General features: G+C 32.4%; 11 protein-coding genes. All 11 read right to left on the bottom strand.

Annotated elements, in window-relative coordinates:
- Positions 1 to 235: 235 nt before the first annotated feature.
- A complete protein-coding gene (dnaI, locus tag BJS11_RS00785) occupies positions 236 to 1,159 on the bottom strand; it encodes a primosomal protein DnaI (protein ID WP_069995130.1) in 924 nt (307 codons plus the stop codon).
- A complete protein-coding gene (gene dnaB, locus BJS11_RS00790) occupies positions 1,160 to 2,533 on the bottom strand; it encodes a replicative helicase loading/DNA remodeling protein DnaB (protein WP_069995129.1) in 1,374 nt (457 codons plus the stop codon).
- Positions 2,534 to 3,004 carry a transcriptional regulator NrdR gene (gene nrdR, locus BJS11_RS00795; protein WP_069995128.1) on the bottom strand — a complete coding sequence of 157 codons (471 nt, stop codon included), beginning with the start codon at positions 3,002 to 3,004 and terminating at the stop codon, positions 2,534 to 2,536. It lies immediately after the preceding gene.
- Between the two features lie 226 nt (positions 3,005 to 3,230).
- Positions 3,231 to 4,259 (bottom strand): type I glyceraldehyde-3-phosphate dehydrogenase, encoded by a 1,029-nt coding sequence (gene gap, locus BJS11_RS00800; protein WP_069995127.1) that lies wholly within the window; start codon positions 4,257 to 4,259, stop codon positions 3,231 to 3,233.
- Between the two features lie 278 nt (positions 4,260 to 4,537).
- A complete protein-coding gene (gene coaE / locus BJS11_RS00805; protein ID WP_069995126.1) occupies positions 4,538 to 5,161 on the bottom strand; it encodes a dephospho-CoA kinase in 624 nt (207 codons plus the stop codon).
- A gap of 15 nt (positions 5,162 to 5,176) precedes the next feature.
- Entirely contained in the window at positions 5,177 to 6,049 is an 873-nt protein-coding gene (gene mutM, locus BJS11_RS00810) for a bifunctional DNA-formamidopyrimidine glycosylase/DNA-(apurinic or apyrimidinic site) lyase (RefSeq protein ID WP_069995125.1), read from the bottom strand.
- A gap of 15 nt (positions 6,050 to 6,064) precedes the next feature.
- A complete protein-coding gene (gene polA / locus BJS11_RS00815) occupies positions 6,065 to 8,695 on the bottom strand; it encodes a DNA polymerase I (protein ID WP_069995124.1) in 2,631 nt (876 codons plus the stop codon).
- A 245-nt stretch (positions 8,696 to 8,940) separates the two neighbouring features.
- Positions 8,941 to 10,629 carry a two-component system histidine kinase PnpS gene (gene pnpS, locus BJS11_RS00820; protein WP_069995123.1) on the bottom strand — a complete coding sequence of 563 codons (1,689 nt, stop codon included), beginning with the start codon at positions 10,627 to 10,629 and terminating at the stop codon, positions 8,941 to 8,943.
- A complete protein-coding gene (locus tag BJS11_RS00825) occupies positions 10,629 to 11,339 on the bottom strand; it encodes a response regulator transcription factor (RefSeq protein ID WP_069995122.1) in 711 nt (236 codons plus the stop codon). The genes pnpS and BJS11_RS00825 overlap by 1 nt, the downstream gene beginning before the upstream one ends.
- Before the next feature lie 361 nt (positions 11,340 to 11,700).
- Positions 11,701 to 12,966 (bottom strand): NADP-dependent isocitrate dehydrogenase, encoded by a 1,266-nt coding sequence (gene icd, locus BJS11_RS00830; protein WP_069995121.1) that lies wholly within the window; start codon positions 12,964 to 12,966, stop codon positions 11,701 to 11,703.
- Between the two features lie 72 nt (positions 12,967 to 13,038).
- The gene (locus BJS11_RS00835) at positions 13,039 to 14,157 is read right to left on the bottom strand and encodes a citrate synthase (protein ID WP_069995120.1); all 1,119 of its coding nucleotides are present in this window, start codon (positions 14,155 to 14,157) and stop codon (positions 13,039 to 13,041) included.
- Positions 14,158 to 14,186 lie beyond the last annotated feature (29 nt).

Below are 14,186 nucleotides of genomic sequence, written 5' to 3' on the forward strand. Positions count from 1 at the left end.
CCACCCTAAATTAAAGTGACTTTATAAGCATATAAATTCACTTCACTCTACATAAGATAACGGTCTTGAGCCGGATGTTCATTACAACATCATTTATGAAGGAGTAATCAATAAATATACTTACCAATTCTCAACCTACATTGGCTCTCTGTGAAGTAGTGATTTATTCATCTTATCTTCATGTCATTTCGTATGATTTAGATTTATTTATATTATACAACATTTATTCTAAATTTCAATCATTCCTATAATTTTTTCCTTCTAAGTAATAAGGTATAGACAATGTTTTAATGCGCTCCATAATTCGTGCTGCCTTTGTCTTTTCAGTTCCATCACGAGTAACTGACAAATGATGCTCTAATTCTTCAAAACTCAGATTTGAACTAAAGAACGTAGGTAATTCTTGAACCATTCTATAATGTAACAATGGACCTATCACTTCATCTCTAGCCCAAGGTGTAATTTCCTCGGCGCCAATATCATCTAACATCAATATATTGGCTTCTCTAACACGTGCTAATTTACTTTCAAAACTGCCATCTTTAAACCCGCCTTTAAGCGCACGAATAAATTCGGGTAAATACACAATAGTTGAAGGGATTTTTTCAGTTTTCAACTGATTTGCGATCGCACCCAAAATAAATGATTTACCTGTACCAAATGGCCCATATAAGTATAAACCTTTAATTTGCTTTTCTTGATTTGTAATTTTTTCACAAATTTGATTTGCTGCCATCGCTACGTCTAAACGATCTCTTCTATCCATATAAATATCTTCTAGTTTTGCATCTAAAGTATCACGTTGCATATGATGTGAAGTAATTAAATGTGCATTAAATCTCGCTTCATCATGTTTGATCTTACAAGGACAAGGTAAATAGCGAATCTTAATATGTTGATTTTCAACATAAAGCTCTGGTACATGCCCCTTCACAAAATTAGGACAATCTTTAAAAGCATGACCATCATAATGTTTATTCTGATCTTTATATTCTTGTAAAATATTTAAATCTTCATCAATCATAGCATTTGTTAGTTCGGATTGATGGGATTCTAGAAATTGTTTAACATCTGGGTCGTTGATTACATCTTTTTTGATTTTTTCAATTCGTTTTGCCAAATCATTAGATTCACCCATAATGTGGTTAAAAGATTTCATTTATTTATCCTCCTTCCATCTATTTTTCAATTGATTTAAAAATTGTTCCCTATCATTTTTCAGTGCTTCATCATCTTCAGATGTATTAGATGCAGGTGTTTCTGATTTATTGTCACGTTCCTCTAACCATTTTGGCGTCATTTCTCTTGATGCCAGTTGTCTCTGCTTATAATAAGGCTTATGTTTATCAGATTGCTTTTTAGGTTGACTTACTTTCATTGCATATTCATACGCTTGTGCTGCCGTTTTTATCCCTTTCTTTTTCCAATTTGATGCAATTTCAAATATGTAAGTTTTAGGTAACTTCATATCTTCTTTTAGCATCACAAATTGTAACAAGATATTAATGACACCGAACGATAAATTTTCACGTTCAATTAACTCCTCAATCATAAATTTTTGTTGAGTCGTAGGTTCAGATTCCGACCAAGACGCAAGCATATCAATAGGACTAGTTTCTTCTAATTGCTGCAACCAATCATCCTCTTGGTTTACTTGTTCTTGTTCATTCGCGCTCCCAGTATGTTGCATATCAGATGACTTAACATTCAATTTAGGTAATTGTTGCTCATGTTCCATTAAATAATAAGTTCTAGCATGTTTTCGTAACTCTTCAAATGAGAGCTCCTGTGCACTGGTAATTGATTTTAAAATAATGCGTTTCATAGATTCTGGTGTTAACCCATATAACGTTGCAATTTGTGTAATTAATGATTTCGCATCTTTGTCTATAATTTTTGTACTTATAAAATGAGTGTGTAATAAATCATACAATGTTTCAAAATCAAAATGCACTTGACTTAAATCCAAGCCATCAAATGTTGCCTCGTCTTGAATAGCATTTGTATTTTCAGTTATTGATTGATTAGGTACTTTAAATACATCAGTAAACGTACGCGTCACGTCTTTATAATGCGTCATATCAATATCAACCTTAGTTTCAAAATGACGTTTCAGTTGTTGATATCTTTGTTTGCTGACCTCACTGTATAAATAAACAGACAGCATTGGATCGTTGAAAAATTGTTTTGCTGAAGGTGGTTGTATCAATTGATACATAAAAAATGAGTGTTGTGCATCATGATTCACAAATGTTTTTACTAAACCAATACCTTCCAGTAAATCCATAGATTTTCTGAATTCCAACAAATTGATTTTCAATTCACTCATAATAATGTAATGCGTTAACACAACATCTGACTCCAGTTCTACAAATTGATTTAAATAATGATAGAGTCCAGTTGCATTTGCACCAATCATAGGTGTAAACAACCTATTTAATATTTCTAAATGATTATTATTCAAATAAAAATTACGCACAACATTAAAGTTATCATGTGGTCTCAATCCATAATCAGATGATTGTAACCCCATCTATGCATCACTCCGTTTATTTTCAGCTAAAATACCTTGCATTGACTGCAATAATTGGTCTACATCTTTGAACTCTTTATATACAGATGCAAATCTAACGTAAGATACTTGATCCACGTGCATAAGTAAATTCATTACATGTTCTCCAATTTCTCTAGATGATATTTCTGCACGGCCTTCATCACGCAATTGCCATTCAACATTATTCGTAATTTCTTCTAATTGCTCATATCTAACCGGTCTTTTTTCACAAGAACGTACAAGACCATTCAATATTTTCTCACGTAAAAATTGTTCGCGTGTGCCATCTTTTTTCACAACGATTAACGGTCTTTTTTCAATATTTTCAAACGTTGTAAACCTTGTTCCACAATTTTCACATTCTCTTCTACGTCGAATCGCATTAACCTCATCTGCATGTCGAGAGTCTACCACACGAGAATGGGTCGAATTACATTTCGGGCATTTCATAAAATAACCACCCTCCCAATTTGATTATCTTTTATTATACTATAAATGCATGTGTCACAAAAGAATCGCTATTACACTTCAATAAATTTTCTAATAAATATAGAATTCGATACTTTTATATTGGCTATAAATAAAAAACTTCTCACCAATTCATATCAAAAGCGACTGATGAATTAGTAAGAAGTTTGAATGACTAACTGTTTGTACTTTTATAAGTCAAAATGATTTATGATTGAGCTACTGCTACAACATTATTTTTTAATAATGCTCCAATTTCAGCTGCTACGTCAACAACTCGATTTGAATAACCCCATTCATTATCATACCAAGCTACGACCTTCACTTTATTTTCACCCATGACCATAGTACTTTGTGTATCAATAATGGCTGAATGTGGATTTGTGTTAAAGTCCATTGAAACTAGAGGCGCATCTTCTGTTGAAATAACGCCTTGTAAATCATGATCTTTAAATGCTTGATTTACTTGTTCAGCTGTTACTTTGGTATTTAAGTCTACAACCAAGTCAACTAATGAAACATTTTTTGTTGGTACACGTAATGCCATACCATGTAATTTACCTTCTAATTCAGGTAATACTTCTTTTAAAGCTTTAGCTGCTCCTGTAGAGGTAGGAATGATGCTTTCATTACATGAACGTGCACGTCTTAAATCTTTATGTGGATTATCTATATTATTCTGATCATTAGTAATGGCATGAACTGTTGTCATCAATCCATTTTCAATACCAAATTGATCATTTAGTACCTTGGCAACCGGACCAATACAATTTGTAGTACATGATGCATTACTGAAGATGTCGAATTGCTCAATATCTAATTGATCGTTATTCACACCTTTTACAATCATTTGTACGTCTCCACCTTTAGATGGACCAGTTAACAATACTTTTTTTGCGCCGGCATGTATATGTGCAATCGCCTTATCACCATGATTAAATTTCCCTGTCGCTTCTATTGCGATATCGACATTTAATTGATTCCATGGCAAATTTTCCGGATTTCTGTCAGAAACTAATAGAATCTCATGACCATCTACTTTAATACCTGATTCTGTTGGTTCAACTTTTAAATCATATGTACCATGCGTTGTATCATAGTTAATAAGATGAGCAATTGTTTCAGCTGGATAGCTAGCATTTATCGCTACTACATTTAAATTTTTATTTTTTAGCGCGATTCTTAACACCATTCTACCTATTCTACCCATTCCGTTAATTGCAATATTTGTCGTCATTCGAAGCACCCCTCGTTATTAGTGTTATACTTTATGGAAATAGTATAACATAAATATTTTTATAAGAAAGCGTTTTCTCAGATAAATATAAATATTTTTGAATCATATTAGCCAAAGTTATTTGTATGACCAAGAATCGTAACAACTTTAATTTAATAAAAATTATTTTTGCTACCAAAATAAAACACATCACCTATCAAAATATACGTAACTTTGACGGTGATGTGCGCTAATATTTAAGTTTAAAATTTTAAGTACGCATTCATATGCATAACTAATTATAAAGAAGCATCATCTATTTGATTTTCAATATAACCTAATTCAAGTAATAAATTTTCTAGATTCTGTTTTAATTCTAATTTTGAATCACGATTATCAATTACATGATCTGCCATGCGACGTTTTTTATCAATTGAAATTTGACTATATACACGTGCTTTAGCTTCTTCCATAGATAAATTATTGCGTTCCATTAATCTATCGATTTGAATACTTTCTGATGTGTATACTAACCAAACTTCATCAACCGCATCTTGTAATTCATTTTCGAATAACAATGGAATATCCATAATAACATTATATCCAGCTTTTAAATATTCATCTTTTTCCGCTTCCATAATATCATGTACGATTGGATGAACAATTTCATTCAACTCTAATCTTTTTTCCGGATGATTAAATACAACTTCCCCTACGTAAGCTCTATTCATCTCACCGTTTTCATCAATTGCTTCTTCACCAAACGCGGCTTTTACACGCGCTAAACCTTCTGTACCTTTTGCGACTGCTTTTCTAGATGCAACATCTGCATCAACAACTTTGAAACCATGTGCAGTTAACAATTCTGATACGGTTGATTTACCTGATGCGATACCACCAGTTAATCCTATAACTTTGGGCATAATCTCACTCTTTCTTTATTTTTGACAAGTTGGGCAGAAATGACTATTTCTAGTTGCAATCACTTGTGTTTCTATGTCACTCCCACACACCTGACATACTTTTTGTTTGTATACTTTAAGGTGTTGTTGCATTGTTCCAGTACTACCATCTGCATGTCGATAGTCTGAAATACTTGTCCCACCATATTTTATACCCAATTCTAAGACTTCTCGAACATAATAAAACACAATATTTCGTTCTTGATTCGTTAAATTTTTGGATAATTTAGCTGGATGAATACCTGCTCTGAATAGCGCTTCACAAGCGTAGATATTACCACAACCAGAAATCACACGATGATCTAATATCATTTGTTTAATGGGCTTATTTTGATATAGTTTTTTATCAAACCAAGATAGATAATGCGGCAAAGCTTCCTTATCAAATGGTTCAGGTGCAATTTGTAAAAATGATGGATACGCTTCAAACGATGCCACATTTCTAATTTCTCCAAATCTTCTAATATCTGAGTAAACTAATAATTTACCATTATCTAATTTAAAAATAACATGCCAATGTTTACGATAATTACTCACGTGAATATCTTCTAATTTATTTACGACAAAAAATCCACCAGCCATTCCTAAATGACTAATCAACTTTCTTTCTTCGCCATCTTTTTCTATATGGAATACAATATATTTACTTCTACGTTCTATATGGGTAATTGTAAATTGTTGTGTGAATTTTTGAAAAGTATCAAGTTCCATACCTTTGATGATTGTTTCACGGCTGCTTGCTTTCCCCTCTTTAACTTTATCCGAAAAAATCACACTTTCAATTTTTTGTCCGTTTGCAAACGGCTTAATTCCTCTTTTTACATGTTCTACTTCAGGTAGTTCAGGCATTCATATACCTTCTCTCTATTTTGCATCATACCATGTTGCACCGTAACTAGATTCAACTTTCAAAGGAACATCTAGTTCAAGTGCATTGTCCATAATATCTTCTATAAATTCACCAAATGCTTCAACTTCTTCTTTAGGTAATTCAAAAATCAATTCATCATGTACTTGAAGCAATAATTTTGCGTGGAAATTCGTTTTCTTAACTTCATTAGCAAAATGAACCATCGCTAATTTTATAATATCTGCAGCACTACCTTGTATCGGTGTATTCATAGCAGTTCTTTCTGCAAATCCACGTAAATTGAAATTTCTACTTGTAATGTCTGGAATGTAACGACGACGATGTAACAACGTTTCCACATATCCCTGAGCTTTACAGTCTTTAACAATATCTTCCATATATTGTTTAACACCTGGGAAACTATCTAGATAGTCATCGATAAACTGTTTAGCTTGTTTACGTGTGATACCCAAACTTTGACTCAATCCATAATCACTGATGCCATAAACAATTCCGAAATTAACAGCTTTCGCTTGTCTTCTCATTATACTATCTACTTCATCTGGCCCAACATTAAACACTTTCATCGCTGTTGCAGTATGAATATCTTCATTATTAATAAACGCTTGTTTCATACTTTCGTCTTGAGTAATATGAGCAAGTACGCGTAATTCAATTTGTGAATAATCTGCCGCAAAAATCACATTATTTTCATCACTAGATTTAAACGCTTTTCTAATCCTTCTACCTTCTTCTAGTCTCACAGGTATATTTTGCAAGTTAGGATCAATGGATGAAAGTCTACCTGTTTGTGCTAATGTTTGATTAAAACGCGTATGAATTCTATTATCTTCACTAATCACTTTTTGAAGACCCTCTACATAAGTCGATTGTAATTTAGATAATGTTCTATATTCTAAAATATAGTCAATGATTGGATGTTGACCCTGTAATTGTTCTAAAACGTCGACAGCTGTCGAATAACCCGTTTTCGTTTTCTTAATAACAGGTAATTCTAATGTTTCAAACAGGACAACACCTAATTGTTTAGGAGAATTAATATTGAAAGGTTCACCGGCTGCTTCATAGATATTTTCAATCAAAACATCTAGTTTAGCTTGTATTTCTTTTTCCATTTCTTGTAAATCGCTAGCAACCGTATAAATCCCTGTTTCTTCCATCTTGCTTAAAATGCGCGCAAGTGGTAATTCTAATTCATCAAGTAATTCCGTTTGATTATAATCATCAAGTTGTGTTTGTAACTCGGGTTTCGCTTTGCTTACCGCTTCAATAATTGTTGCGACATGTTGATTTAATACCGCGTTTTCCGGAACCTGTTTTTTCTTCCCTTTACCATATATTTCAACACTTGTCTTTACGTAATGTTGCCCGTAATGTGTCACTACAGAATTTACGTCATCAATTGTTCGAGATGGATCAATAATATAATTAGCTAACATAACGTCAAAAACAATATTTTCTATTGCAATATTTAATCTGTGAGCCACAATATATGATTTTTTAGCATCATATACCGCTTTTTCTGTTTGGTCATTTTCTAACCATGCCACAAGTTCAGGATATTCATGTATTTTATCGGCATCGATGACAATGTGATGTGCACCATCGTAGAAACCAAATTTTAAAATATCATCTTTTAAATAATTTGTACCATCTAATTCGAAATGAATTGTCGCTTTTTCCAAGGACTTAAAGTCTATATCATCAAAATGATGTTTCACATTAAGTTCAATAGCTTCAGTGTCATCACTTATACCGTCAACATCTACTTGTTCAAGTAACTGTTTAAATTCAAGTTTTTTAAATAACTCTACTTTTGAAGTCATATCCGGATCATCTGGTAATTTCGTATCTTTTAGTGAGACTTCTAATGGACTCTCACAATTAATAGTTGCTAATTCTTTACTCATTAGTGCATCATCTTTACTATTTTCAAGCTTTTCTTTTAATTTCTCACCTGAAACTTCATCTAAATGGTTATAAACATTTTCAACTGTATTGAACTGTTTCAATAATTTAATAGCTGTTTTTTCACCAACACCTGCAACACCAGGAATATTATCAGAAGCGTCTCCCATAAGCCCCTTCATATCAATAATTTGATTTGGTGTTAAGCCATCATATTTCTCTGCTATAAATTCAGGTGTATAACGATCCACATCAGTAACACCTTTTTTTGTATAGTATATTGTAACATCTTCAGTTGCTAATTGTGTTAAGTCTCGATCACCAGTAACAATAATCGTTTCAAATTGAGCAGCATTTGCTTCCTTGCTCAACGTACCTATAATATCATCCGCTTCATAATTTTCTAATTCATAACGTTTAATTTGATACGCATCTAATAATTGTCTAACATAAGGAAACTGTTCACTTAATTCTGGTGGCGTCTTCTGACGACCACCTTTATATTCACTATATTTATCATGTCTAAATGTAGTTTTCCCAGCATCAAATGCAACCAGGAAATGTGTCGGCTTTTCTTCTTTAATTATTTTTTCAAGTAACATTGCAAACCCATATATTGCATTTGTATGTATACCCGCCTTATTTTGTAAAAGTGGCAATGCATAAAAAGCTCTAAAGCTTAGACTATTGCCATCAATTAAAATTAATTTACTCAATGTTTTAACCTCCAACACATATTTACTATGTATTTTATCATAAAGATCCCGGTAATCTATATTGAAACGACATAATACTCGAATAAATCTAAATGATTAAAAGCGCAAGTTAGACAACGACAAATTTTAAAGGGCCGGGTTGGTTCACTCCTTAAAAAATAATATATTTATCATTGTCCAAATAATTAAAGAGGCCGAAACATTATGATATGCCTCAACCTCATAACTATATTATTCAATTATTTCTATTCAAAAAACGTTACCCTAAATGTTGAACCTTCATTAGGACGACTAAATACATTGATTCTTCCATTATGTGCTTCCATAATATGTTTCGTGATGGATAAGCCTAATCCTGTACCACCTGAATCTCTACTCCTAGCTTTATCTACACGATAAAACCTTTCGAAAATATGTTTCTGGTCTTCTTTACTAATACCTATACCGAAATCTTGAACTTCCATAATCCGTCTGTTCGCCTCTCTGTATACACGAATGATAACCTCACTGGATTCCTTAGAATAACTAATCGCATTTGATAATAGATTTAAAGCCACTTGTGATACTTTATCTTTATTCGCTTCAATAACGATGTTAGAATCAATTTGGTTCACAATAGTAATTTTCTTATCTTCAGCAATTGTTTGCATATTCTTCACAGTATTTTCTGCAACTTCAGATAAACTAATTAATTTCGTAGTAATTTCTGTTTGTTGCTCAACATGTGATAAATCTAATAAATCGAAGACTAATGTTTCAATTCGATCAGATTCTTTTGAAATAATTTGTAAGAATTCATTTAAAGTTTGTTCATCATCTTTAGCACCATCTAATAATGTCTCAGCAAAGCCTTTTATAGACGTAATCGGTGTTTTCAATTCATGAGATACATTTGCAACAAATTCTCTTCTCAAATTTTCAAGTTTCTTCAAATTCGTAATATCATGTAGTACGACAACCATGCCATAAAGATTTTTCTTTGTTTTTGAAAGAATCGGGACACAAGCAGTATCAAAATATTTTTGATGCACTTGGTCAATCGTCAATTCTATTTGGTCATATATTGGTTTTTCTACTTTAAATGCTTCCGTAATTAGTTTTTGCAATTTACTATCTACGAAGCCGACATAACTTTTATGCACCACAGGAGATTCAGGTGCAAAGACGTTATAAAATGATTTGTTAGCAACAACAATCTCACCATACTTATCTATCATAAGAATAGAACTTGGTATATTTTCAACAGTCGTTTTCAATCGATTGGATTGTAATTTTTGTTTATGATTTAACCTTTGTAATTTACGTGCAAGTTCATTCGTTGTGACGAATAATTCTCTTGTTTCTTTAACATTACTTTCGGGCACGCGTACATGATAATATCCTTCAGCTAATAAATTCGTTGCATATGTCACTTCATTAATTGGTCTAATATAAGTTCGATTAATACTTCTTACAACCAAAAATATGATGATTAAAACGAATAAGCCAATTAAGGCAATGTACTTCCAAATTTGAATTTGTAGTTCTAATATTTCATTGTTAACACCACTTATTAGTACATCTTTATCATTAATCGATGTTTTAAAAGTAAACCTACGATCATCATTCACCTTATCATACATCAATTTCGATGGATTGGCTTCGTTGTTAATATCATCATTTATTCGTGTTCCTTGTTTTGTGGAAAACAATTCATCGTTACCTTTTTTAATATAAATAGTTAATTTTTCACTTTTAGCAATATCTTGCATTTCACTTTTTTTACCGTCATTTAATAGATTAACGAGATGAATCGCTTGATGTTCTAAATCTCCCTCTTGTCCAGTGGCAACAGTGTTATATATAACATGTGAAATGATTGCACCTAATGCTAAGAAGCTAAAAATAACGATGGTACATAATAAAAATAACAGTCTTTGATGAAACTTAAGCATTAAACTTTAGGTCTCTCCAATTTATAACCTAACCCACGAACTGTTTTAATCAGTTTCGGCTGTTTTGGATTTTCCTCTAATTTATCTCTCAAATGACTTATATGTACATCCACAATTCTAGAATCACCTGCAAATTCATAGTTCCATACTGAATTCAGCATATGTTCGCGCGTAATAACTCTACCTTGTCTTTCAATAAGGTATAAAAGCAATTCAAATTCTTTAGGTGTTAGTTCAAGTAATTCATCTTCTCTATATACTTCAAAATACTCTGGTCTTATACGAATAGACCCTATAAGTATGTCGTCTTCATCATTCTCAACTGGTACTGCCTCGTTAACAATTGCAGATCTACGTAGAATTGCTTTTACGCGTGCAACGACCTCTCTTGGTGAGAAAGGTTTCGTCATATAATCATCTGCACCAAGTTCTAATCCTAAAACACGATCAAATTCGTCATCTTTTGCTGTTAGCATTAGTATAGGTACCAAATTTTTATCTGAACGTATTGTTTTACATACTTCTATACCATCTTTTTTGGGAAGCATAACATCCAACACAATCAATTCAGGGTTTATTGAAGCTACTTTTTCCAATGCATCTTCACCATCGTAAGCAACTTCAACTATGTATCCAGCTTGTTCTAAATTGTATTTTAATAGGGTTACAATTGATTGTTCATCATCTACTACTAGTACTTTTTGTGACATAGTATACCTCCATATTTATGTTTACAATTAATTATAACTTAACTTTTAATAAAAATAACATAGTTTAAATTCTTTTAACAAAAACTTTACAAAGTGTATAATATCAATCTTTATAAACTTCCATTGGACAAATTATCTTATCGCTATAAAAAGTGTGCTGTGCTATTTATAGTGTTTTAACAATTTATATATAAAATATCGCGTTAATAAAATCTTAACATTAAATTTATAATATGAACACTAAAGTCACAATTAAATGCTTTATTTTAATAAATTAGCACTCAAAATAATATATTTAAAAAAACAAGCCGAGACATTTATTAGTGTCTCAGCTTGTTTATATGTGCTATACCATTATTAATTAAAGATTTTTGATAAGTTCATCACCAAAGTCTGATGTAGAAACCTCTTTTGCACCATCCATTAATCTGGCAAAGTCATAAGTTACAACTTTAGAAGCAATTGTTTTTTCAATTGAAGCAGTAATTTTATCTGCAGCTTCTTGCCATCCTAAGTGTTCTAACATAAGAACCGCACTTAAAATTTCTGATGATGGATTTACTTTATTTAAGTCTGCATACTTTGGAGCAGTACCATGTGTTGCTTCGAAAATAGCATGTCCAGTTTCATAGTTAATATTTGCACCTGGTGCAATACCAATACCACCAACCTGTGCTGCTAATGCATCTGAAATGTAGTCACCATTTAAATTCATTGTAGCTACAACATCATGATCTGCAGGACGTGTTAATATTTGTTGTAAGAAGATATCTGCAATAGAATCTTTTACGATAATTTTACCGTCTTTTTCCGCTTGTTCTTGTGCAGCATTTGCTTGGTCCTTACCTTCTTTTTCAACAATTTCATCATATTGTTGCCAAGTAAATACTTTATCTCCAAATTCGTTATGTGCTAAATCGTAACCCCATTGTTTAAATGCACCTTCAGTAAATTTCATAATATTACCCTTATGCACTAATGTTAATGATTTACGGTTGTTATCTAAAGCATATTGAATCGCAGCACGTACTAGACGCTCAGTTCCTTCTTTGGAAACAGGTTTTACACCAATACCAGACGTTTCTGGGAATCTGATGTTTTTAGCGCCCATTTCATCTTGTAAGAAATCAATTAATTTTTTAGCTTCAGGCGTACCTTCTTTAAATTCAATACCAGCATAAATATCTTCTGTATTTTCACGGAAGATAACCATATCTGTATCTTCAGGACGTTTTACTGGTGATGGAACTCCTTGGAACCAACGTACTGGACGTAAACATGTGAATAGGTCTAATTCTTGACGTAATGCAACGTTTAATGAACGGATACCTCCACCAATTGGCGTAGTTAATGGCCCCTTAATAGCAATTAAATATTCTTCGATTGTATCTAATGTTTCTTTTGGTAACCATTCTCCAGTTTCATCGTAAGCTTTTTGACCAGCTAATACTTCTTTCCATTCAATTTTCTTTTCACCATTATATGCTTTTTCAACAGCTGCATCGATTACTCTGCTCGCTGCTTTCCAGATATCTGGTCCAATTCCATCACCAATAATAAATGGAATAATTGGATTACTTGGTACTGTTAAACCTTCATTTGTTTTTACTACTTTTTCGCCTGCCATGTAAAAAACCTCCATGTTTTTGATTTCTAAATTAAAGTACAGTTAGTTGTTGCTCATCTTAATTGCAATAATTTATCTCTTTTCTATTGGTTCGTATGTTCTATCTGTTTCCCCAATATAATGCGCTCTTGGACGCATAATTCTGTTATCTCTATATTGCTCTAAGATGTGTGCAATCCAACCAGAAGTTCTACTTACTGCGAAGATTGGTGTGAATAAATCATGTTCTATATTCATGCTATGATAAACGGTTGCACTGAAGAAATCGACATTAGCGATAAGTCCTTTTTCAGCTTTCATTTTATCTGCAATCTTAACTGAAATATCAAACAATTGACTTTGTCCTGTTTCAGCTGTAATTTTTCTACTCATTTCTTTCAGATATTTAGCTCGAGGATCTCCATCTTTATACACACGATGTCCGAATCCCATGATTTTTTCTTTGTTTTTAATTTTTTCGTCAATGTATGCATCTACTTCGTCGATTGATTTCACTTCAGATAACATACTCATTACACGTTCATTTGCACCACCATGCAATGGACCTTTTAATGAACCAACTGCTGCAACAATACCTGAATACATGTCAGATAAAGAAGATACTGCACATCTTGCAGTGAATGTTGATGCATTTAGTTCGTGATCTGCATGTAATACAAGTGCTTTATTAAACGCTTCAACTTCGATATCCGTCGGTAATTCTCCTCGTAACATGTACAAAAAATTACCTGCATAATTTAAATCTTTATTAGGTTTAACTGCTTCTTTGCCTTCTCTCACACGTGCATATGAAGTAACAAGTGAAGCGATTTTAGCTTGGATGCGTATTGCACGTTCCAGTGTTTGACTTTCTTCCTCATCTTCTGCGTGTTCATCAAAGTGAGCAATATAAGAAACAGAAGTTCTTAAAGCAGTCATTGGGTGTACATTTCCAGTCGCATATTCTTTAAAATGATTATATACTCTTGGATTTAAAGTCATATATTCGAATAATTTTTCTTTAAGTTCTTTTAATTCTGCTTCATTAGGTAATCGATAGTGCCATAATAAAAAGATAACTTCTTCAAATTCAGCATTTTGTGCTAAGTCATCAATATCGTAACCAGCATAAGTTAGTTGGCTGTCGATGATAGAACTTACTTTCGTTTCAGCTGCAATTACCCCTTCTAAACCTTTTTGTAACTCTGCCATATATAAATTCCCCTTTTCTATTTCATTAT

The sequence above is a fragment of the Staphylococcus caeli genome, from assembly GCF_900097965.1.
GTDB lineage: Bacteria > Bacillota > Bacilli > Staphylococcales > Staphylococcaceae > Staphylococcus > Staphylococcus caeli.